31 protein-coding genes and 1 pseudogene are annotated in these 26257 nt (G+C 41.3%); 9 read left to right on the top strand and 23 right to left on the bottom strand.

The window, feature by feature from the left end:
• Positions 1-8: 8 nt before the first annotated feature.
• Genes ureC through PRIP_RS10180 form a run of 3 tightly spaced genes read right to left on the bottom strand, consistent with a single transcriptional unit; the run spans position 9 to position 2365 of the window.
• Positions 9-1721, bottom strand: coding sequence for an urease subunit alpha (gene ureC, locus PRIP_RS10190; protein ID WP_036101092.1), 1713 nt, complete (start codon positions 1719-1721; stop codon positions 9-11).
• Positions 1722-1733: 12 nt separating this feature from the next.
• Complete coding sequence (locus tag PRIP_RS10185) at positions 1734-2042, bottom strand: urease subunit beta (protein WP_036087780.1); 309 nt, start codon at positions 2040-2042, stop codon at positions 1734-1736.
• Between the two features lie 20 nt (positions 2043-2062).
• Positions 2063-2365 (bottom strand): urease subunit gamma, encoded by a 303-nt coding sequence (locus PRIP_RS10180; protein ID WP_036101091.1) that lies wholly within the window; start codon positions 2363-2365, stop codon positions 2063-2065.
• Positions 2366-2962: 597 nt separating this feature from the next.
• On the opposite strand from PRIP_RS10180, the gene PRIP_RS10175 reads away from it, so the two are divergent.
• Positions 2963-3346, top strand: coding sequence for a GyrI-like domain-containing protein (locus tag PRIP_RS10175; RefSeq protein WP_036101090.1), 384 nt, complete (start codon positions 2963-2965; stop codon positions 3344-3346).
• Positions 3347-3391: 45 nt separating this feature from the next.
• Here the strand turns inward: PRIP_RS10175 and PRIP_RS10170 are convergent, their stop codons facing one another.
• The 4 genes from PRIP_RS10170 to PRIP_RS10155 form a co-directional block, all read right to left on the bottom strand.
• On the bottom strand, positions 3392-4321 hold the full coding sequence (locus PRIP_RS10170; RefSeq protein WP_036101144.1) for a DHH family phosphoesterase: 930 nt from the start codon (positions 4319-4321) through the stop codon (positions 3392-3394).
• A 17-nt stretch (positions 4322-4338) separates the two neighbouring features.
• Positions 4339-5652: a CBS-HotDog domain-containing transcription factor YtoI gene (ytoI, locus tag PRIP_RS10165; RefSeq protein ID WP_036101143.1), complete on the bottom strand. Its 1314-nt coding sequence runs from the start codon at positions 5650-5652 to the stop codon at positions 4339-4341.
• A gap of 17 nt (positions 5653-5669) precedes the next feature.
• Positions 5670-6356, bottom strand: a complete 687-nt coding sequence (locus tag PRIP_RS10160; protein ID WP_036101089.1) for a metal-dependent hydrolase — start codon at positions 6354-6356, stop codon at positions 5670-5672.
• A gap of 99 nt (positions 6357-6455) precedes the next feature.
• Complete coding sequence (locus PRIP_RS10155) at positions 6456-6878, bottom strand: MarR family winged helix-turn-helix transcriptional regulator (RefSeq protein WP_036101088.1); 423 nt, start codon at positions 6876-6878, stop codon at positions 6456-6458.
• A gap of 146 nt (positions 6879-7024) precedes the next feature.
• Between PRIP_RS10155 and PRIP_RS10150 the strand changes: the two genes are divergently transcribed.
• The 5 genes from PRIP_RS10150 (at position 7025) to PRIP_RS10130 (ending at position 10502) form a co-directional block, all read left to right on the top strand.
• Positions 7025-7336, top strand: coding sequence for a DUF2316 family protein (locus tag PRIP_RS10150; RefSeq protein ID WP_036101087.1), 312 nt, complete (start codon positions 7025-7027; stop codon positions 7334-7336).
• 12 nt (positions 7337-7348) lie between these two features.
• Positions 7349-8044 carry an SDR family NAD(P)-dependent oxidoreductase gene (locus tag PRIP_RS10145; RefSeq protein ID WP_420912119.1) on the top strand — a complete coding sequence of 232 codons (696 nt, stop codon included), beginning with the start codon at positions 7349-7351 and terminating at the stop codon, positions 8042-8044.
• A 66-nt stretch (positions 8045-8110) separates the two neighbouring features.
• Positions 8111-9208 carry a M24 family metallopeptidase gene (locus PRIP_RS10140; protein WP_036101085.1) on the top strand — a complete coding sequence of 366 codons (1098 nt, stop codon included), beginning with the start codon at positions 8111-8113 and terminating at the stop codon, positions 9206-9208.
• A 188-nt stretch (positions 9209-9396) separates the two neighbouring features.
• Positions 9397-10152, top strand: a complete 756-nt coding sequence (locus PRIP_RS10135) for an Ig-like domain-containing protein (RefSeq protein ID WP_036101084.1) — start codon at positions 9397-9399, stop codon at positions 10150-10152.
• Positions 10149-10502 (top strand): immunoglobulin-like domain-containing protein, encoded by a 354-nt coding sequence (locus PRIP_RS10130; protein ID WP_036101083.1) that lies wholly within the window; start codon positions 10149-10151, stop codon positions 10500-10502. The genes PRIP_RS10135 and PRIP_RS10130 overlap by 4 nt, the downstream gene beginning before the upstream one ends.
• Positions 10503-10541: 39 nt before the next feature.
• Here the strand turns inward: PRIP_RS10130 and fosX are convergent, their stop codons facing one another.
• On the bottom strand, positions 10542-10943 hold the full coding sequence (gene fosX / locus PRIP_RS10125) for a FosX/FosE/FosI family fosfomycin resistance hydrolase (RefSeq protein WP_036101082.1): 402 nt from the start codon (positions 10941-10943) through the stop codon (positions 10542-10544).
• An 83-nt stretch (positions 10944-11026) separates the two neighbouring features.
• Between fosX and PRIP_RS10120 the strand changes: the two genes are divergently transcribed.
• Entirely contained in the window at positions 11027-11377 is a 351-nt protein-coding gene (locus PRIP_RS10120; RefSeq protein WP_052008858.1) for an iron-sulfur cluster biosynthesis family protein, read from the top strand.
• Positions 11378-11413: 36 nt separating this feature from the next.
• On the opposite strand, the gene ald is transcribed toward PRIP_RS10120, so the two are convergent.
• Complete coding sequence (ald, locus tag PRIP_RS10115) at positions 11414-12529, bottom strand: alanine dehydrogenase (RefSeq protein WP_036101081.1); 1116 nt, start codon at positions 12527-12529, stop codon at positions 11414-11416.
• Between the two features lie 195 nt (positions 12530-12724).
• Between ald and PRIP_RS10110 the strand changes: the two genes are divergently transcribed.
• Positions 12725-13189 (top strand): universal stress protein, encoded by a 465-nt coding sequence (locus PRIP_RS10110; protein ID WP_036101080.1) that lies wholly within the window; start codon positions 12725-12727, stop codon positions 13187-13189.
• Between the two features lie 315 nt (positions 13190-13504).
• On the opposite strand, the gene PRIP_RS10100 is transcribed toward PRIP_RS10110, so the two are convergent.
• The 5 genes and pseudogenes from PRIP_RS10100 to sppA all read right to left on the bottom strand — a co-directional run bounded on the left by PRIP_RS10100 (position 13505) and on the right by sppA (position 18109).
• Positions 13505-14686: an acetate kinase gene (locus PRIP_RS10100; protein WP_036101078.1), complete on the bottom strand. Its 1182-nt coding sequence runs from the start codon at positions 14684-14686 to the stop codon at positions 13505-13507.
• Positions 14687-14723: 37 nt separating this feature from the next.
• Positions 14724-15716: a class I SAM-dependent methyltransferase gene (locus tag PRIP_RS10095; RefSeq protein WP_036101077.1), complete on the bottom strand. Its 993-nt coding sequence runs from the start codon at positions 15714-15716 to the stop codon at positions 14724-14726.
• A gap of 218 nt (positions 15717-15934) precedes the next feature.
• Positions 15935-16435, bottom strand: a complete 501-nt coding sequence (gene tpx / locus PRIP_RS10090) for a thiol peroxidase (RefSeq protein ID WP_036101076.1) — start codon at positions 16433-16435, stop codon at positions 15935-15937.
• Positions 16436-16558: 123 nt separating this feature from the next.
• A pseudogene (locus PRIP_RS10085) lies at positions 16559-17076 on the bottom strand (RDD family protein).
• A 13-nt stretch (positions 17077-17089) separates the two neighbouring features.
• Positions 17090-18109: a signal peptide peptidase SppA gene (sppA, locus tag PRIP_RS10080; protein ID WP_036101075.1), complete on the bottom strand. Its 1020-nt coding sequence runs from the start codon at positions 18107-18109 to the stop codon at positions 17090-17092.
• Positions 18110-18239: 130 nt separating this feature from the next.
• On the opposite strand from sppA, the gene PRIP_RS10075 reads away from it, so the two are divergent.
• Entirely contained in the window at positions 18240-19076 is an 837-nt protein-coding gene (locus PRIP_RS10075) for an NAD kinase (protein WP_052008857.1), read from the top strand.
• Between the two features lie 52 nt (positions 19077-19128).
• Here the strand turns inward: PRIP_RS10075 and PRIP_RS18255 are convergent, their stop codons facing one another.
• From PRIP_RS18255 to argC, 9 genes are all read right to left on the bottom strand, one after another.
• Positions 19129-19584: a VanZ family protein gene (locus tag PRIP_RS18255; RefSeq protein ID WP_420912118.1), complete on the bottom strand. Its 456-nt coding sequence runs from the start codon at positions 19582-19584 to the stop codon at positions 19129-19131.
• A gap of 147 nt (positions 19585-19731) precedes the next feature.
• On the bottom strand, positions 19732-20160 hold the full coding sequence (locus tag PRIP_RS17700) for a hypothetical protein (RefSeq protein ID WP_241434150.1): 429 nt from the start codon (positions 20158-20160) through the stop codon (positions 19732-19734).
• A 39-nt stretch (positions 20161-20199) separates the two neighbouring features.
• Positions 20200-20628 (bottom strand): dUTP diphosphatase, encoded by a 429-nt coding sequence (locus PRIP_RS10060; protein WP_036101073.1) that lies wholly within the window; start codon positions 20626-20628, stop codon positions 20200-20202.
• Positions 20629-20767: 139 nt separating this feature from the next.
• Positions 20768-20965, bottom strand: coding sequence for a hypothetical protein (locus PRIP_RS10055; protein WP_036101072.1), 198 nt, complete (start codon positions 20963-20965; stop codon positions 20768-20770).
• A 158-nt stretch (positions 20966-21123) separates the two neighbouring features.
• Positions 21124-22062, bottom strand: a complete 939-nt coding sequence (argF, locus tag PRIP_RS10050) for an ornithine carbamoyltransferase (RefSeq protein WP_036101071.1) — start codon at positions 22060-22062, stop codon at positions 21124-21126.
• The gene (locus PRIP_RS10045; RefSeq protein WP_036101070.1) at positions 22059-23204 is read right to left on the bottom strand and encodes an acetylornithine transaminase; all 1146 of its coding nucleotides are present in this window, start codon (positions 23202-23204) and stop codon (positions 22059-22061) included. Before PRIP_RS10045 ends, argF begins: the two co-directional genes overlap by 4 nt.
• On the bottom strand, positions 23201-23953 hold the full coding sequence (argB, locus tag PRIP_RS10040) for an acetylglutamate kinase (protein WP_036101069.1): 753 nt from the start codon (positions 23951-23953) through the stop codon (positions 23201-23203). The genes PRIP_RS10045 and argB overlap by 4 nt, the downstream gene beginning before the upstream one ends.
• Before the next feature lie 23 nt (positions 23954-23976).
• On the bottom strand, positions 23977-25173 hold the full coding sequence (argJ, locus tag PRIP_RS10035) for a bifunctional glutamate N-acetyltransferase/amino-acid acetyltransferase ArgJ (protein ID WP_077912981.1): 1197 nt from the start codon (positions 25171-25173) through the stop codon (positions 23977-23979).
• Between the two features lie 45 nt (positions 25174-25218).
• Positions 25219-26247 carry an N-acetyl-gamma-glutamyl-phosphate reductase gene (argC, locus tag PRIP_RS10030; RefSeq protein WP_036101138.1) on the bottom strand — a complete coding sequence of 343 codons (1029 nt, stop codon included), beginning with the start codon at positions 26245-26247 and terminating at the stop codon, positions 25219-25221.
• Positions 26248-26257 lie beyond the last annotated feature (10 nt).

Genomic DNA, 26257 nt, shown 5'->3' with positions numbered 1-26257 from the left:
TCGTCACCTCAGAATAAAAAGTAGCGTTGCGCCATCGGAAGTTTGTCCGCAGCTTCACACGTAATTAATTCGCCGTCAATTTTCACTTCATACGTTTGTGGATTGACATCGATTTCAGGTGTTGCATCGTTCCACTTCATATCTTTTTTCGTCAAATGGCGCACACCTTTGACTGGCAATGTTTCTTTTTGCAAGCCGTATTTTTCGCGAACGTTATTGTCTTGTGCGGCTTGAGAAACGAATGTGAAAGAACTTTTCGCAAGTGCTGTTCCGATAGAAGCGAACATTGGACGATAAAGCGCTGGTTGTGGCGTAGGAATCGAACCATTCGAATCACCCATGACACTATTCGAAATCATTCCGTTTTTCAAAATTTTATCCGGTTTTACACCAAAGAATTTTGGCTCCCAGAGTACTAAGTCGGCAATCTTGCCAACTTCGATAGAACCGACATAGTCCGCAATACCATGCGTAATCGCAGGATTAATTGTGTATTTAGAAATGTAGCGTTTCACACGTGTGTTGTCGCTTTTTTCTGTATCGCCAGCAAGTGCGCCGCGTTGTGATTTCATTTTGTCTGCCGTTTGCCACGTACGAATGATGACCTCACCAATCCTACCCATTGCTTGTGAATCTGAACTTGTCATGCTGAAAACGCCCATATCTTGCAAAACATCTTCTGCAGCAATCGTTTCTTCGCGAATACGTGAATCAGCAAATGCCAAATCTTCCGGAATATCAGGGTTCAAATGGTGACAAACCATTAACATATCCAAATGCTCATCAATTGTGTTTACCGTGAATGGCAATGTTGGGTTAGTCGACGATGGTAAAACGTTTGGAAGACCTGCTAAACGAATAATATCCGGCGCATGTCCGCCCCCAGCACCCTCTGTATGGTACGTATGAATAACGCGATCTTTAAACGCCTCGGTTGTGCGTTCAACAAATCCCGTTTCATTTAGTGTATCTGTGTGGATAGCAACTTGCACATCGTACTCGTCCGCTACTTGTAACGAATGATCGATAGACGCAAAAGTGGCACCCCAGTCTTCATGTATTTTTAGACCCATTGCGCCTGCTTCAATTTGTTCCGCGATTGGAGCATTTGCTGCTGCATGTCCTTTTCCAAGTAGGCCTATATTTACTGGTAGGCCGTCCACTGCTTGTAACATCCGTTCAATATTCCAAGCACCTGGTGTTACAGTTGTTGCGTTTGTCCCTTCTGCTGGGCCTGTTCCACCACCGATTAATGTTGTGACACCGCTGTTCACCGCTGTTTCAATTTGTTGTGGTGAAATAAAGTGAATATGCGTATCAATCCCACCAGCTGTCAAAATTTTATTCTCACCAGCAATGATTTCTGTAGAAGCGCCAATTGGGATTGTTACATTATCCATTACTAATGGGTTTCCAGCCTTACCAATCGCTGCAATTTTTCCATCTTTTACGGAAATATCAGCTTTGAAAATACCTGTGTAATCGATAACCGTAGCGTTTGTAATAACTAAATCAGGAATTCCTTCATCGCGTGTTGCTGTTGGATGCATGCCCATGCCTTCGCGAATGACTTTTCCGCCACCAAATACAACTTCATCGCCATAATTTGTGTAATCTTTTTCAATTTCGATACGTAAATCGGTATCCGCCAACCGTACGACATCACCGACAGTTGGTCCATATAAATCTGTATATTGTTTACGAGGTATGTTTAAACTCATCCTAATCGCTCCTTAGTCTAGTGATCCATTTGTTTTATTGTTTAAGCCGAATACTTTACGTTCTCCTGCAAGTGCTACAAGTTCCACCGTTTTCTTATCTTGTGGTTCAAAACGCACTGCCGTTCCTGCTGGAATATTTAAGCGATAACCGAATGCCTTGTCACGGTCAAAAGCAAGCTCACTATTAATTTCAAAAAAATGATAATGCGACCCAATCTGAACTGGCCGATCTCCCGTATTTGTCACTTCTACTTCTACCGTATCACGTCCCACGTTACATGCGATATCTTCACCGTATAAAATAATTTCTCCTGGTTTCATTTGCTGTTTTCCTCCTTCGCTTAGCGGATTGGTTGATGTACTGTGACAAGCTTTGTACCATCAGGGAATGTTGCTTCCACCTGAATATCACTAATCATCTCCGCGATACCATCCATCACATCATCTACCGTCAAAATAGTTGCACCGTACTGCATCAACTCTGCAACAGTTTTACCGTCGCGCGCTCCTTCTAAAACTTCATACGTAATTAGCGCAATCGATTCTGGATAGTTAAGCCTCAGCCCACGATCTCGCCTTCTACGTGCTAAATCCGCCGCAACGACAATGAGTAATTTCTCTTGTTCCTTGGCTGTTAAATTCATGATCCAGACTTCCTCTCTACATAAAAAATGATTTAACCGACTAAAGTATTCGTCGATTAATGGGACTAATTCTAGCACTCCGGCAAAGCATCGTCTAGCGATAAGTTGAAAAGTCACAAAATCGCTATATTTTCTGTTATTATTGCGTAATTTACGTGTTTTATTTGGCTTTTTAATACGATTTTAGTGTTCATTTACACTTTTTATTTTTGTGTTCTGGATAGCATTTTCATTGTAAAAAAAAAAACACTAACTCCGTGTTTTAAGTGGTTTCATAGTTGATCATTATGAATCGCTTTTTCTAATTTAGTTTGAATTTCTATTTAGCGCTCTTCTGGAGAAATAATTTTTACATCAGGACCAAATGACAGCAGAAAAAACGGGAACAAACAGCATTACTAAATTCGAGAATTACGCTGATTTTTTGGAGCAGGACTCATTGCTTGCATGCATTTTCGATTTATAAGCAAGATTAAGGTTTCTAGTAAACGACCAGTTTTCATAACTCACCACCTTTTCTTTCAGTCGGGCATAAAATAGGACATAGTGTAGCCAAACTAAGATGGTATACTGGGTAAGAAAGTGGGGTTATTTTAAATGGAAAAGCAACTATTTATCATTAACGAAGTACGTACGAACAATTTTAATGATTCGCAAGTCGCTGATAAAATCGGAACACTGTGGTCAGAAGCGAAGCAATATCAGCAAGAAAGCAGAACATTTTATGGGATTTATCTGGACTATGAGAGCGATTTTTTTGGTGATTATACGCTATGTGTTGCAACCGATTACCAAGCTTTTATGGGAGCAAAAGTAATGATTATTCCACAACAAAAATATCACGTTTTCCCTGTAAAAAATGATGTTTTTACAACATGGCAGGAAATTTGGAAGTTATCGCTTAACCGAAGTTATTTATTTGATTACGAGGAATATTTACCCGATGGCTCTATCCTAATTCACATTGGACTAAACACCTAAAAAAAAGAGCAGTAACCGTTAATTTAAAAACGGTCAACTGCTTTTTTAGTTACATAATTGTTCTAATTTCGCGACCATTTCTGGAATTTCTGATTCTGAAATAAGTGTCGCACCAGATGCTAATGGATGCCCGCCACCTCGATATTCTTTCGCTAAACCGTTGATAACAGGACCTTTGGAGCGTAAACGTGCGCGAATGATGTCACCTTCTTGCACAAACAATATCCAAGCTTTAATACCGATAACGCTATCTATACGATTCACCAATTGCGATGCATCACGCGAAGATACATCAAATTCTTCCAATAATGCTTGATTAACATAAATATGCGCTGCACCATTTTCCGTCATTTGAAAGTTTTGCAAAATATAACCCGATAATTTTACTGCACTCAACGGAGTTTCATACATTTTTGTAAAGATTTCTGTGCGATTAAACGGAAATGTAACTAAATCTGCTGCATAGCGCAATGTTTTCGGCGTGGTATTCGGGAATAAGAAACGCCCTGTATCACCAACAATACCCGCATAAAGCAATCGTGCTGCTGTTTCATTTAGCATTAATTCTTTCGGAAATGCCTCTACAAACGCTGCAATCATCTCACTACAAGACGAAGCCTCAGTGTCAACATATACTAAATCCCCGTACACATCTTCATTTGGATGGTGATCGATTTTCACCAGTTTCGCACCCATTGTAAAGCGCCCATCATCGATTCGTTCCGTGTTCGCTGTATCACAAACAATCACAAGCGCCCCACTATAGACCGAATCCGCAATAACATCAACCTCACCTAAAAAACATAAGGATGGCTCACTTTCTCCAACGCAATACACTTTCTTCTTCGGAAAATTACCTTTCAAAATCGCGGCAAGTCCCATTTGTGAACCGTATGCATCCGGATCTGGCCGCACGTGCCGGTGTATAATAATCGTTTCATATTCTTTTATGACATCTAAAATTTCTCGCTTCATTGTTTCTCCACCAATCTTTAGCGTTCCATCATTTGGCAAGCTATCACTGCTTTACCAACCAAAATACCTTCTAAATAAAGTTCCACATCAATTTTACTAGCTTTGCGTCCCATTTCGAGAATTCGAGGCTTAATCGCAATAGTCGCATCCATTTGCACAGGCTTTAAAAAATAAATGGAAATATTTTCAATAGCGACATTTCGTTTCTTCATGGAAAATAGTTTTTGTTGGGCAACATCACACACAATTTGTGTAAACACCCCGTAAGAAAGAGTGCCAATATTGTTCGTCATCTGTGGCGTTACCGTAAACTGAAAATCAAGTTCTGCCTCATCATTCGTCTTTTCTAGCAACTGGTTCGTGATTGTATCATCAATCGTTTCTCCAATTTGAGGCTGTCGTTGAATCATTTGCAGCGATTTCAAAATATCTTGCCGGCTCACAATTCCAATCAGCGTCAAATCATCTTTTACAACGGGAATAACCTCGATACCTTCCCAAATCATCATATGTGATACAGATGCGACGCTCATTTTTGGACCGACAGTTAGCGGATTTTTTGTCATTACCCGTTCTAACGAAAACGATAAATTTTTGTCAATCACATCTTTGCTCGTAATCATCCCAAGCAAACGCATCGATTTGTTCACCACCGGAAAACGACTATGCCCTGTCGCGGTTTCCTTCTTATACCAGTCTTCGATTCGATCCGAATTCATCAAATAAGCCGTCTTCTCAATCGGCGTCAAAATATCCTCAACAAAAACGACTTCCTTCTTAATTAACTGGTCAAAAATCGCCCGGTTAATCATCGTCGCCACAGTAAATGTATCATAAGTCGTCGATAAAATCGGCAACTCCTTCTCATCTGCCAACTGTTTCACCGAATCATCCGTATCAAAACCACCCGTAATCAATACTGCCGCGCCGCGTTCAAGCGCTAATTCCTGCGCACCAACCCGGTTACCGACAATCACCAAGTTCCCCGCATCGGTGTAACGCTCCATCGCTTCAAGCGTCATCGCTCCAATCACGAACTTATTCAGCGATTTATGAAGCCCAGCGCGGCCGCCTAACACCTGGCCATCAATCATATTCACAATTTCGGCGTAAGTCAATTTCTCAATACTGTCTTTTTGTTTACGCTCAATTCGAATCGTCCCAACACGCTTAATCGTGCTTACAAAGCCAACAATCTCCGCATCCTTGATGGCCCGATATGCCGTTCCTTCGCTGACCTGCAAGTTTTTCGCAATTTTACGAACGGAAATTTTTTCGCCCACCGCAAGCTCTTCAATATATTTCAAAATCTGTTCATGCTTCGTCGCCAAGCCACTCACCTATCCCTCTAAATTATCATTGATTCGCCAATTTCTAATACTTTCCCACGTGATTCTGGGTTCAAGCTCGCCACAAAAGCATGCGGGTCCTGCGCAATGAGCGGAAATGTATTGTAATGCATTGGCACAACTACCTTTGCTTGCAAAAATTCCGCCGCAATCGCTGCATCTTCCGGTCCCATCGTGAAATTATCACCAATTGGTAAAAACGCAACGTCTAGCGGATTTAACTGACCGATTAGCTTCATATCCGAAAACAAGCCCGTGTCTCCCGAATGGTATAAATGCTTGCCATCCACCGATAAGACAAATCCCGTCGGCAGCCCCAAATTAATAATTTTGCCGTCCTGCACTGTTGAAGAACCATGAAACGCCTGTGTTAACTTCACTGTTCCAAACTCAAACGGACGTTTCCCACCAATATGCAGTGGCGCTAAATTCTCCACACCTTGCATACTTAAAAAAGTCGCCAACTCAACATTCGCAATCACGGTTGCACCAGACTGTTGCGCAATCGCTACCGTATCACCAACATGATCATCGTGCCCGTGTGTCACAATAATATAATCCGGATTTTCCTCCGCAACAACCAAATCACATTTCTCATTTCCTGAAATAAATGGGTCCACAAGAATCGTAACGCCTTTCTCTGTTACAACTTTTATACAAGATTGTCCGTGAAATGAAACTTTCATAGTATGACTTCCCTTCTCTTTATAAACTACTTTCATTATAAGGCATTCCATTTATTTTGGCACTTTATTTACATTCAAATCGTTGGTAATACATCTGTTTCACCTGAAATCAGTGATTAATTTTTCCAGCCCAGCAACAATCTGCGCCTTCTCTTTTGCTGAAATAACCTGTTCCATTTCCTGGTTCAAATCCGCAAAAGCTTGCTGCACCTCGCCAACCAATTGCTCACCACCAGATGTTAGGAAAATCTTCTTCTGCCGTTCATTATCTTTCGGAATTTCGCGGTAAATCAATTGCTTCTTTTCTAACTCTTTTAAAATATTCGTCACTGTCGCATTTTGCTTTCCTAAATAATTCGCCAAGTCTTTCTGAATTGTCCCTGAATTTACCGAGACGTAGTTCAAACTTTTCGCTTGTAGGACATTTAAGTGAATTCCCTTCAATCGCTTGGAAATATAGTCTTGTTGCAATAAACTCAACATATAAATTTTTTCAGACAGCTCATTTTCACCCAAAATCACAGGCCTTACCTCCTTCACATCTCCTAAACAGTTTAATCTAAAACAATTCAATTGACAACTATTTTACAAAAGCGTATAATTCAGTTTACTGAAAATAGTTTTAACTACAACTGTATTAAAAACAACTATGTCAAGGAGGCAATCTCATGTCATTAACGCAACAACAAGTAACCGATACAATTCGTGAATTTCAACAAAACCTAGCCATATCAGAATGGAGCGTCGATCAAATTGCCGCAAAACTACAAACGAGTTCAGAAAAAATCAACCGTATCTTGCATTTAGAACAGCAATCCATCGAAGACCCGTGGATTCTCAAAGAATTTTTAGAACAACAAATCGAGAAATCAGGCAAAACAGCAGTTCCCTTCACGGCTTTAAAAGGTGATTACCATCAATACTGGTTTTTAAAAGCGAAGAAAATCGACAAGATGCAACTTAGTAAAGGCGACTATTAATAGGAGGAATAAATCATGACAACAACACTCATTACAGGCGGAAACGCTGGACTTGGCTTTGAAACCGCAAAACGTTTGAAAGCATTAGGACATAACGTATATATCGGGGCTCGCGATGAAGCACGTGGCAAAGAAGCCGCCACAGAACTAGGCGTGCCATTCGTCAAACTCGATGTTACCGATGAAGCAACCGTTGCACAAGCTGCTAAAATAATCGCCGAACTAGAAGGCCATCTCGATGTACTCATTAACAACGCAGGTATTTCAGGCCCGTTCGTCACGCCAGAAGAAATTACGCCAGATATGATGGAACAAGTTTTTCAAGTAAATGTTTTTGGTGTCGTCCGCGTTACGCATCACTTCTTACCATTACTAGAAAAATCCGCGAATCCTGTAATCGTCAATGTAAGCAGTGGCTTAGGCTCTTTCGGTCAAGTGCTAAACCCTGAACAAATCGAATCCAAATTAAATCCACTAGTCTACAGCTCTTCCAAAGCCGCTGTTTCGATGCTGACAGTGCAATACGCGAAAGGACTTTCAACTATTCGTATCAATGCCGTTGATCCTGGTCCAACTAAAACAGGATTAACAGGTCAAGGACACCAAACCGTCCAAGAAGGGACCGACGCTATCGTTCAAATGGCTACCATTGATAACAATGGGCCAACTGGTACTTTTATTAATCGCGATGGCATTATCCCGTGGTAAATATTTAATTTCCGCCCTCTTTCGTGTTATGATATAGCAGATGAGACAAAGAAAGAAGGTTGTATGATGGAAAAAAATATTGATATTCTACAAAGCTGGCTTAAAGAACAACAAGCAGAAGTCGCTTTTATCACCGATCCAGAAAACATTGCCTACTTCACAGGCTACCATAGCGATCCACACGAACGCGTACTAGGCCTAGCTGTTTTTGCCGAAGAAGAGCCATTCTTATTCACACCAGGACTAGAAGTGGAAGACGTAAAAAACAGTGATTGGGCACACTCCGCATATGGCTACAGCGACATTGAAAACCCTTGGGAAATCATCGTTACTGAAATCACAAAGCGCGTCCCAACCGTGAAGAAATTCGCCATTGAGAAATCGCATATGAGCGTCGATCGTTTCGAAGTGCTATCCAAGTACCTAACAGACGCCACATTTATTTCCATCGAACAAAAGATCCAAATGATTCGCCTTATTAAAACACCCGAAGAACTTGCCATTTTAAAAGAAGCTGCCCTACTCGCTGATTACGCCATCCAAGTCGGTGTAGACGAAATAGCAGAAGGCAAAACAGAGGCCGAAATCGTAGCAAAAATCGAATACGAAATGAAGAAAAAAGGCGTGTCCGACATGTCCTTTGCAACCATGGTATTAACAGGAACAAACGGCGCCTTGCCACACGGCACACCCGGCGATACCAAAATCAAAAAAGGCGACCTTGTCCTATTCGACTTAGGCGTTGTCCATAAAGGTTACTGTTCTGACATCACACGCACCGTTGCGTACGGCGAAATCAACGACGAACAAGAAAAAATCTACAACACGGTTCTAAAAGCCCAACTCGCAGCTATCGAACAAGTAAAAGCCGGCGTTCCTGCCAAAGACGTCGACCTAACTGCGCGAAACATCATCAAAGAAGCAGGCTACGGCGACTATTTCCCACATCGACTCGGTCATGGTTTAGGCGCAAGCGTCCACGAATTCCCATCGATTACAGAAACAAATGACATGCCACTACAAGAAAATATGGTTTTCACCATAGAACCAGGTATTTATGTCCCAGGCGTTGCAGGCGTGCGAATTGAAGACGATATTGTCGTAACGAAAGATGGTTATGAGATTTTGACAGAGTACCCAAAAGAATTAGTACATGTGAAATAAACCAGCTATCAAAGCAGTCCACCAAACTGGGCTGCTTTTCTTTGTATATTCACATTTTTTTGAAAGCGTTATCAAAATCATCTTTTCTTCCAAAAAATCCTTTTTTTGTATACAGTAATTCCAATGTTTTCTTGTTACACTTAATTTGGAAGTAAAAATTATAAAAATAAAGAAGGGATTTGAGAAAAATGAAAAAAAGCGTACTAATTAGTGCCCTATCCGCCGGTATTGTTCTTTCTCCATTAGCTAGCCAATACACACCTCTTGTTGATTTTGCTAGTGCTGCAACACAAGTTCCCGTTACACCGAAGCAATCTTTCCCACCTTATGCAGTATCTGAGTTGAAGTACTCACTCACACATGTGCAAGTAGATGTGGGCACTTTTGCGATGAATGCTATTAATTTAGGTGTTCCTTTCGGAAACGGAATATCCTACAGTCATTGGCCTGGTAGTAGCGGGGAAACAACATTTAATTATCCTCTCAATGTTGCTACTGCAAACGATTCGAAATTATGGACAGGAGGTCTTGAACTTACCATTGGTAAAAAACTTTATGCCCCTATTATTAACCAACTAGTGACTACCAATAGCACAGTCATAACGGGATACGGCGTCCCTGATGCGAAAATCACGCTCAAAAAGGGGACGCAAACAATAGGTGAAGTGTTAGTTAATCAATGGGGACAGTATGCGCTAACCATACCGAAACAAACATCAGGTACAAGACTCAGTATCGTACAATCTAAAAATAGTGAAACGAGCATAGAGACACAAACAACCGTTCTTGCCCCTCCTACATGGCTACTCCAATTGTTTACAATACGGCTACCCATGCTGTCGTCCTTGGTAACGGCTCTCCAGGCGAAAAGATTAGTCTCAGAGATGCTACAACATACGCAGATGGAAATGCTACTGTTAACGCACATGGCAATTATGAAATGAGAATAAATGGTTCACCAACATCTAATACTATGGGGCTTTTACATGGCAGACCCGAACATTATTATTTCTCTGAACGCACTGGAACTCCTGAAGTTACAGGAAGTGTTACACCCACTGCGATCAAAATAGGTAGCGCCTATGTCAGAGGAACTTTTACTGGCCCTGTTACCAAAGGATTGCTAGTAATTAATGGCAACCCAGAAACATTACGAGGCGAGTTCACTAGTACTGGATTCCGCTACTACATTGACCCTAGTAAATTCAAAGTAGGCGATCGCTTAGAATTTATTGGCTTCAACTCAGAAAATAAAGTCATAACCCATGGCAAAACAGTGACAATAACACCATAATACAGCGTAAGAAAAAGAGTAGTTCTACGTACCTCAGAACTATTCTTTTTCATATTCGCGTAACCTTTCCGCAAGCGTCCCTGTGTGGAACTCAAACAAATGATTATCAAAATCATAAAAATAAATCGATTTCGCCTCTCCGCCTACTCTTGCTCGCCCGTCCTTTATCTCTAATCCTAAACGCTCGATTCGTTCCAAATACATATCATACGCATCATTCTCAATCTTAAAAGCAATATGATTATACGTCCGACTCGGCAAACTTTCCCCTTCCATAATCGCAATCCACAAATCCCCAATCAAGAAAAATTTCTCTCGAGATAGCGAATGCGTTTCATCCCCGCTTGCATAAACCTCCTTCGCATCCAAAATCGTTTCGAAAAACAATGTTGCCTTTTCCAAATCATGTACAATAAACGTCATATGACTCAATCCCTGCATCTAAAAACCTCCTTATTTTGAGCAAAATATTTTCCAAACACTCTACTTCCGATTTACAATAAAGAAGAAAAGAGGTGAATCCCATGAACTTAACATTTACCCCTGCGGCTATCCGTCGAATCGAACTTCTCCGTGGCGACTTACCCGGCAGACTCCATCTTGATTATAGTACTGAGGGCTGTGTATGCGAAAATAGTGGCATTTTTAGACTTCGATTAGTGACTGGTCCCACCTCAGAAGATACCGAGTTCACATCCAATCTCGGCCCAATTCTCATCAAGGAATGGACCGCCGTTTTTCTGGAAGAAGTGCTTACCATTGATTTTGATCGTAGAACAACTGCCCTCATTTTGAAAAGCGATGGACAATATTACAATCAGAATCTTCTTTTTGCCGATGTCGCTGGTAATTTTATTTATCCTAATATAACATAAAAAGAGCAGAAAACTAAGTTCCCGCTCTTTTTTTCATTATGCTAATGCTTCTTCAACAGCTTTGTACTCGTAGCCTAAATCATCTGCAACTGCTTTATATGTCACAAAACCACCGACCGTATTCACGCCTTTATAAAGTGGCAGATTTCCAAGTACCGCATCTGCAAGACCTTTATTAGCAAGCGTCAGACCGAACTGTAATGTCGCATTAGTAAGCGCGATGGTTGAAGTTCTTGGCACCGCACCCGGCATATTCGCTACAGCATAATGTACCACACCATGCTTTTCATATGTTGGATTATCATGCGTTGTTACCCGATCTGTTGTTTCAAAAATGCCGCCTTGGTCAATCGCTATATCCACGATGACCGCGCCTTGTTTCATTTTCTTCACAAGGTCTTCCTTTACAAGCTTCGGAGCACGAGCACCTGGAATTAAAACAGCTCCAACAACCAAATCCGCTTTTTTCACAGCAGTTTCGATGTTAAAAGCGTTACTCATCAATGTCGTAATTTGATTTCCAAAAATATCATCCAACTCGCGTAAACGATGTAAATTTAAGTCAAGGATCGTTACGTTAGCACCAAGTCCAATCGCCACTTTCGCTGCGTTTATTCCTGCCATACCACCGCCAATAATTACAACTTCGCCACGTTCCACACCTGGTACACCACTAAGTAGAATACCACGCCCACCGTTATTTCGTTGTAAGAATTGCGTCCCAATCTGTGCTGCCATCCGACCAGCAACCTCACTCATTGGGCTAAGTAGCGGTAGTGAACGATCATCTAATTCTACCGTTTCATACGCTACACTGTTCACCTTGTTCTCCGTTAACGCTTTAGCCAACTCCGGTTCATTTGCTAAATGCAAATACGTAAATAACAATAAGCCTTCTCGAAAATAACCATATTCTGAGGCAATTGGCTCTTTTACTTTGACTACCATGTCAGCAGCCCAAGCCTCTGCGGCCGTTGCTACAATCGTTGCTCCTGCTTTAACATAATCCTCATCCGGAAAAGCCGATCCGATACCAGCACCTTGTTCCACTAGAACCTTGTGACCTGCGTGTATGTAAGATAACACACTCGCTGGGGTCATTGCTACCCGATTTTCGTTGTTTTTAATCTCTTTCGGTACTCCTATTAACACATATATCTCTCCTTTGTAAGTATTATTACCCATAAAATTCAAATAGTATCCGCTTACAAACCAAGATTAACACATATGACCTAAATTGTAAAAATATACGGGTTGAAAAATTCCGCAATGCTTTTGATGGTTGTTTTTCCAAAAAAGGGGTACAATAAGAATATAAAAAGATATTCCAAATGGGAGGGATTTTGTATGTTACAACAATACAAAAGAGTTTTAGTTGCAGTTGATGGATCGCAGGAAGCTGAAAGTGCATTCCAAAAAGCAATTCAAGTCGCCAAAAGAAATGAAGGTTCGCTTGGACTTGTCCATGTTATTGATACGCGTGCATTCTCATCAGTCGCTAACTATGATACATCCATGGCCGACAAAGCTACAGAATATGCAGATGAACTATTAAATGGTTACAAAGATGATGCATTAAAGCAAGGCGTGACAAACGTCGAAACGTACATCGAATATGGCTCTCCAAAAACAGCCATCACAAAGGAAGCCGCCAAAGCCTTCAAAGCGGATTTAATCATGTGTGGTGCTACTGGTTTAAATGCCGTGGAACGTTTACTTATCGGTAGTGTTTCCGAGTATATCATCCGTCATTCACCCTGTGACGTATTAGTTGTAAGAAATGAAGACCCTGTATATAAAGACGACAAATAAGAGATAGTGGGAAGCCCTCGAATCAGCAAAATGATTGGAGGGCTTTTTTGTGTTTCCCTACTAAACGCTGATTATTCTGCGACTTTTTCCATCAAGTTTAAACACGAACTTTTTAATATCTTTAATTTCTTCTAAAGACGGGATTGTTTGACTGCCATTCACAGTTGTTCTAGTCGCTTCTGCAATATCTAATAAACCTTTTGCAGTCTTATTTTCATAGAAAACACCTTTGTTAGGCATCACTTGATAAAACATGACAAAAAAGCAGATTTTTATTTAAATAGAAATCTACTTTTTCGTCGTCCATATAATTATTTATCTCTCAGCACGAATTTTTTCAACATCTCTTGCAATCATTAATTCTTCGTTTGTTGGAATAATGATTACTTTTACTGGAGAATGTGGATAGTTCAAGAATGCTTCGACACCACGCACCTGGTTCAACGCTGGGTCCCAATAAACTCCCATGAACTCAAGGCCACGAAGTACGCGTTCGCGGATGTAAGAACTGTTCTCACCAATACCGGCTGTGAAAATAATCGCGTCGACGCCGTTCATGCGAGCAGCATACGAACCGATGTATTTGTGAATACCGTCAACGAAAACGTCCAACGCCAGTTCCGCACGGTCATTTCCTTTTGCAGCTTCACTTTCAAGGTCGCGAAGGTCACTGGAAATACCAGAAACACCTAGCATGCCTGATTCTTTATTTAGAACATCTAGTACTTGTTCTGCAGATTTTCCTGTTTTCTCCATAATGAATGGTACTAGCGCAGGGTCAATGTTTCCTGAACGAGTTCCCATAGATACACCGGCAAGTGGTGTAAAGCCCATCGATGTATCCATTGATTTACCACTTTCGATAGCTGCGATACTAGCACCGTTACCTAAGTGACACGTGATTAGGCGTAATTCGTCAACTGGACGACCTAACAAATCGGCTGCGCGCTCGGATACGTATTTATGGCTTGTGCCGTGGAAACCGTATTTACGGATGCCGTATTCTTTATAGTAGTTGTATGGCAAGCTATATAAGTAGCTTGATTGTGGCATTGTTTGGTGGAACGCTGTATCAAAAACAGCTACAGACACGATATCTGGCAAAACTTTACGGAATGCGCGAATACCAGTTACGTTTGCTGGATTGTGCAATGGCGCAAGTTCAGAAAGTGCTTCGATGTCTGCGATAACTTTATCGTCAATGTAAACAGACTCCGTGAATTTTTCACCGCCATGTACGACACGGTGGCCAACGCCTGTAATTTCATCATAAGATTTAATGATGTTATGTGAAATTAATTTATCAAGCAACATTTGTACTGCGACTTCGTGATCGGGAATATCTGTTACCTCTTTCACTTTTTCGTCGCCTACAGAGATGGTGAAAATTGAGTCTTTCAAACCGATACGCTCTACGATTCCTGCTGTAATTACCGTTTCAGACGGCATATCATAAAGTTGAAATTTAAGTGACGAGCTCCCAGCGTTAATTTGCAATTGTTTTTTCCATGTTTCTTAATCCATTCCCTTCCACTTACTTGTTTTCGTTAAACCAGTTTTCTATTTTGGCAAGTACGTTTGCCGTTGCCTTTGGTTCGTTTAAGTTCGGCAAATTGGCAAGCAATACTTCCTTTGGTGGCACGACATTATCCGCTGATTTTTGCAAAATAAGAATACTTTTTCTAGCACTCTCTGAAGCAAATAGCGTTTCTGGAAGTTGAATAATGCCTTGAATGTGTCCATGTTTTTTAATAAAGCGATCGACTTTCGCAAAATCAGCCGTTCCAAACATGGCACTTGGTACGAGGAAGAATAAATAGCCTCCTGCCTTCGTGTAGCGCATCCCTTGCTCAATAAATAAATAGTGCGCAAAAGAATGTCCATCTTCCCGACGCAACTCAAATTCCGTAGCGCGCGTATCGTTCGGGTAGTATCCAACCGGTAAGTCACTGACAACCACATCCACTGGGTCTACGAGCAAGTTACCTAATCCATCTTGATGCAAAAGTTGGATTGGCAGGCGTCCTAAATCAGCACCGACGTAAGCAAGCGAAATGAGCAAATCATCCACGTCTACACCTGTAGCATCGAGATCTAATTTGCCTTCCAATTGATTCACAATCGTTGCGATTAAATTACCTGTCCCACATGCTGGATCTAGCAAACGAATCTGTTTCGCACCAGAAAAAGCCTTATCAACCAAATAGCCCAAAATAAAACCAATTGAATCAGGCGTCATTTGGTGATTAACTTGAATACCATGCTTCATACCTTTTAAGAGTGCAAGTTGATAACTCTTACGGATATCTTCTTTCGCAAACTCGTCCAACTGAATCGAACCATACCGCTCTTCCAGATTTAGAACTGCTTCAGCAGAAAGTTCATCCTTTTGAAGTACCTCTTTCTGAAATAAATTCTCGCCAGTCTCGTATACTGCTTCCAAATAACTCATCTCAAGCGCATTTTGGATAATAATCGCTGTATCATCGAGAACACGGAATAATTCCTCAACTGTTGCATTTGTCAAAAGTGAACACCTCGAATTCTTTCATTTCTAACACCAATTAAATATTATACAGCATTTTCAGCTAAGATGATAGCATTTTCTACTACAGAAAAATGATAATTATCGGTTGCGAAACAATGGCTTCATACTGCGCTATGCGCTGTTATACTCAACAGTTGTTCTATTACTATAACAGCAAAAAACTAGCAAACCATTCATGATTCGCTAGCTTCTACCTCTTATTTAGCTTCTTTTGCCTTTGCAATAGCTGTATCATAGTCTGGATGGTTTGTGCCTTCACCAACGTATTCTGCGTGTACGACTTTGTTATTGCTATCGACAACAAATACAGAACGAGCTAGTAAGCGTAATTCTTTCATAACTACACCATATGCTTCGCCAAATGAAAGATCGCGATGATCCGACAATGTAATAACATTTGGTAAGCCTTCTGCAGCACACCATTTCTTTTGCGCGAATGGTAGGTCTACTGAGATTGTAAGTATTGCTGTATTTTCTAAACCGGAAGCATCCTCATTGAACTTGCGAGTTTGTTGGGAACAAACGCCTGTATCAATCGACGGAATCACACTAATTATTTTTACTTTCCCGTCATAATCAGCTAATGTTACTGGTTCTAAGCCTTGATTTAGCACCGTGAAATCTGGCGCTGCGTCACCAACTTTTACCTCTTTTCCAAGTAACGTCATCGGGTTGCCTTTAAATGTTACATTTGCCATGTGTTTGTTCCTCCTTTGATTTCTTTCTACATTCTCTATTCTATCGAAGTCGACCGCGTTGTTCTATTTTTTTGCCTATCAAAAAAGAACTTACAAGCAATGCCTGTAAGTTAGAATTTCAATTTATCGCCATTTGCCGTCGAGTTTTAAATAGCCTTCGTGGACGACAGCGGTGCTTTCTAGCAGGTCTGCGATGCCTTGTTTTTTTGGTGTAAAAGCGCAAATGATGTAGAGTCCCCAAACGATGTAAGTCACGAAACGAAGTGCTCCTTCGCGGAAAATGACGGTGGGCCATGTTAGTCGGTCGTTTTTTAGTGAAATGACTCGGATTCCGAAGATCATTTTGCCAAGCGTTTGGCTCCAGAATTTTGTCATGATGATAAAGTAGCTAGAAAGACGATCGTGACTAGTGCGCCGTATATGGCGAAAAAGGAACTATCCATTTTCCAATTCGCTAAACGGAAAACGGGGCTTATTAAAATGCCAGAAAGCGCCGTTGTTACGAGTAAATCAATCAAGTAAGCCATGAAACGAATCCAAAAACCTGCATAATATTGGGCTGGAAAACCGGTCTTTTCTTCCGTCGGAGGCTCGTATTTAAACACGGGACGCTGCGTTGGCGTCATTGTTTCTTGTTCCATTTGAACTCCTCCTTTATTTCCCATACATATACATTAAGCGTGGTGCGCCCATCATATTCATGAGTTGCACCGCCTGTTCTGCTTCACTCTTCTTGCCGATAACTTGGCTTACAGAGGATGAGAATAACGACGCAAGCCCACCACCTGATGTATCGTATTCAAAAACTTCGGCATCTTTTAGCTTCTTGTCTTTTTTCAAAGCATCAAGTGCGTTTTCTTCATAGCCAAACGCATCTATAAGCCCGTTTGCCTTCGCTTGGCGTCCATCATAAATACGTCCGTCGGCAATTTTGCGAACCTCAGCTTCGGTCATGTGACGACCTTGTGCCACGACTTTTACGAATTGGCCGTAGGAATCGTCAATCATCGACTGCATAATCGCCTTTTCTTCGGCAGTCATTGGTCGTGTGGAGCTCATAATGTCTTTGAACTTACCACTTTTAATTGTATTGTCTGAAATGCCGACCTTCTTCATCAGCTCGCTGAAATCGTACCCTTGCATAATGACACCGATGGAACCAGTTAACGTCTCTGGACTTGCAAAAATCTTATCGGCTGGCGCGGATACGTAATAACCGCCAGATGCTGCCATGCTACCAAATGAAACATAGACCGGCAACTTCTTCTCTTTTTTGATTTGTAAAATTTTATCACGGATTTGTGCTGATTCGACAACACCACCACCTGGTGAATTCACGTTAAGCAACACACCAGAAACCGTATCGTCTTCACGAATCTTTTCCAATTGATCCATGAAATCGGTATGGTTATACCCTTCACTACCCCCAAGCAACGAGTCACTTGATCCTGTATCTTGAATCGTACCGTTAATCGTTAGGACGGCAATTCGATTGTTCCCATCTCCGTCTTCTAACACCATTTCTGCTACATCCGAGTCTAGCGCCATTAGCGAGTCCGTCAGAGACATCGTTTCCTCATCACTTGCTAAAAGTGTACTCGTGATTTTGGTAACCGCACTTACGATTAGTAATGCTACTACAATCCCAAGCGCAATCCATCTTTTTGCGTTCACATTGTTTCCCCCTTTTTTCATTCCATAGAACTATCATAACGGAAAATCGTGGCTTTTTACAGTAAAACATGAAAAATTATTATTTTCACAAGATTAGTGATGAGCATTCGTGTTATAATGAGGAGGTAGATTGAATTTAACTAAGAACACTGGAGGTTTTAAGTATGGCGGAAACAATTTTTTTATTTTTTCCTATCGTAAAACAGAAGAGTTACAAAAACATGCGGACGAACTAAAGAAAGTAACGAAGGAATATGGTTTTGAAGTAACGGATGACTTTACGAAAGCAACTGCTATTATTAGTATTGGTGGAGATGGGGCTTTCCTTAAATCTGTACGTGAGACTGGTTTCCGTTCGGATTGCCTTTATGCGGGCATTGCGTTAACAGAACAACTCGGACAATATTGTGATTTCCATGTGCACCAAATTGATGAAATTATTAAAGCTGCGGCAGAAGATCGCTGGCTTGTTCGCCGTTACCCAACCATTTACGGGACGGTTAACAACTCGAAAGCTTTTTATGTATTGAATGAATTTAATATTCGCTCGTCGATTATCCGCACATTGCAAATTGATGTGTATATTAATGATAGTTTGTTTGAAACGTTCCGCGGGGATGGCATGGTCATTTCGACACCTACGGGAAGTACCGCCTATAATAAATCGATTAACGGCTCGATTGTCGACCCACTATTGCCATCAATGCAAGTGAGTGAGCTTGCTTCCATTAACAATAACCGCTTCCGTACGCTTGGTTCTTCATTCATTTTGAGCCCGAAACGTAAATTGCGTTTAGATATGCGCGCAAATGGCGTGAATGATTTCCCAATTATGGGCATGGACTCCGAAGCACTTAGCATTCAGCACGTAGAAGAAATCAAACTAGAAGTTGGCGATCGCTTTGTAAATATTATTAAACTGCATAATAATTCATTTTGGGATAAAGTGAAACGGAATTTCTTGTAGGTATTGGAAAAACAGGGCGGAGCTGATTGGCTCGTCCCTGTTTTTGTGTTGGTTAGAAATGATAGACTTTGAGTTTTTGAAAGATTGGTTTGCATATTAAAAATAATGCGTATCCAATAAGTCCGCCAGTTGTGTTCCATATGAGGTCATCCACATCCGCAGATCTGTATGCCGCCCGATAGAATATATTTTGAAGCAACTGACATAGTTCAATAGATAATGATAATATGAAAGCCGTGTATATCATTCGCTTCCAAGTCACATGGTATTTTGAACACAGTGGATATAAACAACCTAGAGGTATAAACATAATGATATTTCCTATTATTTGCGATATACCAATACGAGCATTCATACCCATGTAGACTGTATTTACATATGTATCATAAATACTGGCGAACGGAATTAAATTAATTCCTAAGTACCAATTCCCACCGAAAGTTAGTGTATAATCTATTCGGATAGGAAATATGGTATAACCCGCAACGCAAGACAGATACACATACATCGTAGTGTAAAAAAAGATTCTGGAAATCGGCATTTTCTTTCGTATCCAGTATCTAAGAAAGATTGCATAAATAATGATTAAAATCCATACCCATTCTCCCACAGTCATCATAGATGCCTCTCCAATCCTTCAAATCAATTATTTACTTCACACATTCAAAAACGAGGCCAAATCATCCTGACTTTCCGCAATATCTGCTAGTTTGGTTGACACTACTTTTTCGATAGTGGAACCTTCATAGGTTGTGTTCGAACTAGAGTCATTGCTGGTTTCATCAAACTGGAATGTCACCTTATCTACATTTGACATTAACGCAAATGGGAAAGCCACATTTTTCTCCAACATTTCACGTATTTCTTCTGCTTTGTAGGCATCTGGTAATTTATTGATACGGTTGCTTCTGTGTTTGCAATTGCATTTCCTGTTTATATTTTTGTAAGTAGAGATGTTGTAAGATTGTTGAAACCTTACTGTTATCGCCAACATATGTGCCTCGATTTTCAAATAGTACTTTGCGTCTTCTTTAGTTGGATTGGAAGTGTTGCTATTGTTAGAATATCCCACTAACAAAAACAATGTGTCTTCCTTTCGTACGCTAATCCCCTCGCTGTTTGTTTATTTCTTGCCTGTCGAACCAAATCCTCCGCGATTCTCATTACCTAAGCTCTCTACTTCTGTCATTTGTAGTTCAGGCATTTTTTCCATGATTCGGAATTGGCAAATGCGGTCGCCTTTTTCAATGACTGTATCACGTAATGCAATGGCTGGGAATTTCCAAAAATCATTGTCGCCACAGTAGCTTTCATCGATAACGCCCATACTGTTTGCTTGGATGACTCCGAACTGTTTATATGTACTAGAACGAGGTACAACATGCGCTTCATAACCTTTTGGTAATTCCATCGCTAAACCTAGTTCGATTAATTTGTAGTCTCCTGAAGCTAGGTGAACTTCTTCGTTTGCGTGCAAATCAATCCAATCTCCTTGTTCAATTTTACTTAATCGTGATTCTTGATTTTTCGCATATTTCACTTTTATTTCCATCTCAACACACTCCTATATATTTTTCTTATATGCTATATATGGTACCATAAATACAGCCTTGGTAACACAAAATTTCTCCATAAAAATAATCTCGGAAAGTTTGTCACCCTCCAAGATTATTTTTTCTTGTCTTTTCTTACTAATTTCGTTTAATTTCCACATACTCTGCCGTTGGGCTGAGCGTTGCTCTGCAGTCTGTTTCGGTGTTTATCGTATGAATAAATCTAGGTATCTTGTCATCTTGTACTTTGAGTCTGATACTTCCAATTTCATTCAGAATAGTAGAATAGTTTGTGTGTATTTGGAAGCGTTTGAAAACCGTTACAATACGCTCCATGCATAACCCCTCCTTATTTGTTATCTTTGTAACATTCTAAAAATTCGAAGGACATAACAGCAGTTCCATCCATTTCCATTTTACCGCGTGACGCAAACGCTGTCAAATAATATACAAAAATCCAATGCACATAACATCTCTGCATTGGATTCTAATTATTACCCTAAAATCATGACAAGCAACGCCTTTTGTGCGTGAAGTCTGTTTCCTGCTTGTTGGTAGACTAATGATTGCTTTCCGTCAATAACAGCCGTTGCAACTTCTTCTTCACGATGCGCCGGTAAGCAATGCAAGAAGTGATAGTCCGCTTTGGCATGTGCTACTAATTGGTTCGTCACAGCGTAACCTTCAAAATCAGCAAAGCGTTTTGCATTTTCTTCCTCTTGCCCCATACTTGTCCACACGTCTGTATACACAAAATCAGCATTCGATACAGCAATAACTGGGTCTGTCGTTATTTGAATGTTTGCTCCTGTTTTTGCGGCGATTTGTTGTGCTTCATTTAGCACCTTTTCATCTGGTTCATAGCCCACTGGCATCGCACAGGAAATATCAAGGCCCACCATTGCAGCGGCTAGAACTAGCGAATGACACACATTATTCCCGTCTCCAATATAGGCCAATTTGACACCTTCAAATGTGTTTTTCACTTCAAAAATGGTTAATAAATCAGCGAGCGCTTGGCAAGGATGATGCAGATCCGTCAACCCGTTAATAATCGGAATCGATGCGTGTTCTGCAAGCTCCTCTACGCCTTCGTGGCTGAATGTCCGAATCATCACAGCATTAATATATTCACTCAATACGTGCGCTGTATCTTTAATCGGCTCTCCGCGGCCAATTTGTAATTCTTTGGACGACATCACAATCGCTTGCCCACCCAATTGCAAAATACCTGCCTCAAAAGAAATACGTGTCCTCGTTGACGGCTTATCGAAGATCATCCCTAAAATTTGACCGCTTAATGTATGGCTATAGTGCGCTGGATTAGTCTTAATGGCTAGCGCTAGTTGCACTAGCTCTTCGATTTCTTCATTGCTCCATTCTAGTAAGCTAAGCATATCTTTCCCTCTGGTTGTCTCTTTATGATACATCATATTTTCATCCCCATTTCTTGTTTTTTCAGTACAGTTGCTAATTTTTCAGCAACTTGTTCGAGTTCTGTTTTAGTTACGGTCAGTGGCGGTAGGATTCGCAAGACGTTCGTGCCTGCGGTTAATGTGAGTACGCCGACTTCTTGTAGCAATTTCACGACTTCCACAGCTTCTGTTTCCAGTTCAATACCAAACATTAAGCCCTCACCTCGAATGACGACTCCTGGCAATTGCTCTGTTAATAAAGCTTGGAAATACGCGCCCTTCTCAGTCACTTCTGCTAAAAATGTTTCCTCAAAAATAGAATCAATAACAACATTCGCTGCTGCCATCGCGATTTTATTACCACCAAATGTAGAGCCATGTACACCTGGTCCAAAACTTTGGGCAAGTTCTGCTTTGCCAACCATCGCGCCGACAGGTAAACCATTGCCAAGCCCTTTTGCTAAGGTAAAAATGTCTGGTTCGATTCCTGCGTGTTCAAAGGCGAAACGTTTTCCTGTGCGCCCCATACCGGTTTGCACTTCGTCGATGATGAGTAGGGCATCATATTTCGCGCATAAAGCAGCAGCGCCTTGTAAAAATTCCGTCGTTGCTGGGATTACGCCACCTTCACCTTGAATGACTTCTAGCATGACGGCCGCAGTTTGTTCCGAAATAGCTTGTTCTAGTGCTTCTAAATCATTGTATGGTAAGTATGTAAAACCTGGAAGGAGCGCACCGAAGCCATCGTGAATTTTGCCTTGTCCTGTTGCTGTCATAGTCGCGATTGTTCGGCCGTGAAAAGATTGGCGGAATGTGATAATTTCATCGCATCCGGTATGTTTTTTGGCTAATTTCAAAGCCGCTTCGTTAGCTTCTGCACCACTGTTGCAAAAGAAAACGGCGCGATTGGAGCCTGCGGTTAATTTGTCGGCGACTTGTTCTTGGATGCTGCTTTCAAATAGATTGGACGTATGCCAAATTTGTGTGAGTTGCTGTTGTACGGCGATCAAAACGGCTTCGTTGCAATGACCAAGATTACAAACTGCGATGCCCGAGGTAAAATCTAAATACACCTTATCGTTTGCATCTTTGACGATTGTTCCTTTCCCCTCAACAATTTCGATTGGAAATTTTGCATATGTTGGAAATAAATTGCTCATCCTACTTTCACCCCATCGCTTATTATTGTTCCTTGCTTTGTGATTTCGTTTGTAATAATGACTTGACCTACGCCTTGTTCCACTGCTTTTTTAGCACTTGAAAGTTTTGGAATCATACCACCTGTAATAATTTCTTTTGCGAACAAGGAGTCGAGATCTGATGTATCGATTTGCGTCATAACTTCGCCTTCCTCTAAAACGCCTGCTACATCGGTGAGTAAGATGAGTTTCTCGGCTGCAAGTGCTCCTGCAATTGCGCAAGCAGCTAAATCAGCATTTACATTAAGCCACTGCGCCGCCCTTGTTAAGCCAAGTGGTGCAATAACTGGTACAATTTGTTGGTCCACCAAGCTCTGAATAAAATCGGTTTGCACTTCCGTAATTTCTCCTACTAACCCAAGTTCTTTATCTGCGAGCTGTTCGGCATGCATCAATCCCGCATCACCAGCATGCAAACCAATAGCAGGAATCCCTTCTTGATCAAGCGCCGTCACGATTTCAGGCTGTACTTGCCCAATTAAAACCATTTTTGTCACAGCAAGCGTTTCTTTTGTCGTTATGCGCAAGCCCGCTTTTGTTTCCACTGAGATTTGCAAAGCTTCCATCATTTTATTGATTTGAATCCCACCACCATGGACGAGTACGACTTGTTTGCCCTTTTCTTGCCACACTTTGATTTGATTGAAAAAGTTTTCATGTAAATGGCTTCCCGCGACGCCACCAATTTTGACAACAATGATTTCATTCATCTTTTTGCGCCCCCTTTTTTAGATTACGTCCGGTAACATGCGTTTATTTTGACATAATCATAGCTCAAATCGCATCCCCACGCTGTTCCTGTTTCTAAACCGCTATGCAAATTGACGTCTATCATAATTTTTTCTTGTTGTAAATAACCGGCTAAAGCTACCGCATCATATGCTACTGTTTCGCTCTTTTCAAGAATAGCTATATTACCGATTTTTATCGTAATATGGTCTGGTGAAAAACGACCGCCACTGTAACCGATCGCGCAAATAATTCGCCCCCAATTGGCATCTTCCCCGAACATGGCGGTTTTTACAAGGCTAGAGGAAACGATTTGTTTGGCAATCATTCTTGCATCTTCTCGCGATGTTGCACCATTGACTTGCGCTTCAATCAGTTTTGTCGCGCCTTCTCCATCCCTTGCAATGCTTTTTGCTAAATGCTGACAAACTGCATAAAACATTTTTGCAAATTGTTTAAACTCTGGTGTACCTTCTAAAAAAGCGTTATTTCCGGCACACCCATTCGCCATCACAACGACCATATCATTTGTTGATGTGTCGCCGTCTACTGTGATTTGATTGAAGGTTTGATCTACTTTTTGTTTTAGCAATTTTTGCAATAGAGTGGCTGGTACAGCTGCATCGGTAGTAATGAAAGCTAGCATGGTAGCCATATTCGGATGAATCATTCCTGAACCCTTCGCGACACCTGAAATTGTCACAATCTTCCCACCAATTTCGGCTTGTAATGTCAATTCTTTTTGCACGGTATCCGTCGTTAAAATAGCTTCGTGAAAATGACTACTAACACCAGACTGTAAATCGAGTTCTGCGATTCCTGCTGTCACTTTATCCATCGGTAAATATTCGCCAATCACGCCTGTCGATGCAATCGCAACACTTTGTTCAGGAATACCTAAATGCTGCGCCGTTAAAGTCCGCATCGCAAAACCATCTTCCAAACCTTGTTTCCCAGTACACGCGTTGGCTACACCACTATTTACTACAATGGCTTGCAACGTTTGCTCGTTCGTCAAGCTGTCCTTTGTTACAAAAATCGGCGCGGCTTGCATTTGATTCATCGTATAAACTGCCGCGGCTTGTGCTGGAACTTCCGAAAAAATAATACCGATGTCCTTCTTCTTATATTTAAGCCCACAATGCGCACCAGCCGCCGAAAAACCGAGTGGTGTTGCAATCGTACCGTTTGGAATCATTATCCAATTATCTTTTTCCAATATTTTTTCCATCCTAATTCCCCCTAATTACGGATAGACGGGTATAAAATCAAGTCCAGCCGTTTCATCAAACTTGGCCATCAAATTCAAATTCTGAATCGCTTGTCCCGCAGCCCCTTTGACCAAATTATCAATCACGACAACAATCGTAATCATATTCGTGCGCTCATTATAGCAAAGTCCAATATCACAAAAATTCGAAGCCGTTACTTGCTTTAACGTCGGATACACATCTTGTGCCTGAATTCGCACGAATGGTTTCCCATCATAACTTTCCCGATATAACGTCAAAAGTTCTTCCGTCGTTGTTCCCGTTTTCGACTTCGCATAGATCGTTGCAAAAATGCCTCGCGTCACCGGAATTAGCGATGTCGAAAACGTAATTGCATCAATATTCTCATTCCAAACTTGCAACTGCCTCATAATCTCTGGAATATGCTGATGCTTATTCATCCGATACAACATCATATTCTCATTCGTCTCCGGAAAATGCGTATTCTCACTTGGCGTCTTGCCCGCCCCGGAAATACCTGATTTCGCGTCCACAATAATCGAATCCGCCTCCACCAAGTCCTGCATCACAAGTGGCGCTAAACCTAGCAATGTCGCCGTCGCATAACATCCTGGATTCGATATAAACGTCGCGTCCGTTCCCGTTCGCCATTCCGCCAACCCGTATTCCGCCTGCTTCAAATAAGCATCCGGCGCTGCGTCCTTGTTATACCACTTCTCATAACCTTCCTTAGACAACCGAAAATCACCCGACAAATCAATGACCTTCATTCCCGCATCAATAAAAGGTTGCGCCGCATCCTTCGCTACACCACTTGGCGTCGCCAGAAACACCGCCTCACTCTCTTCTGCAATTTTCACTGCATCAATCTCAGCTAAAGCTTGATGATACACCGTATGTAAATGTGGGTAAAAACGTGAAATATCCTCCGTCTGTGCTGAAAAACTATGCAAGGATGCAATCTCAACGTGCGGATGCTGATGTAATAATCGGAGTAATTCAAGCCCTCCATAACCCGTTGCCCCAATAATTGAAACTTTCATGATTTTCCCA

Source organism: Paenilisteria riparia FSL S10-1204 (genome assembly GCF_000525995.1).
Lineage (GTDB): Bacteria > Bacillota > Bacilli > Lactobacillales > Listeriaceae > Listeria_A > Listeria_A riparia.
Note: the sequence above shows the minus strand (reverse complement) of the source record. Positions and strands in the feature narration are given on the sequence as shown.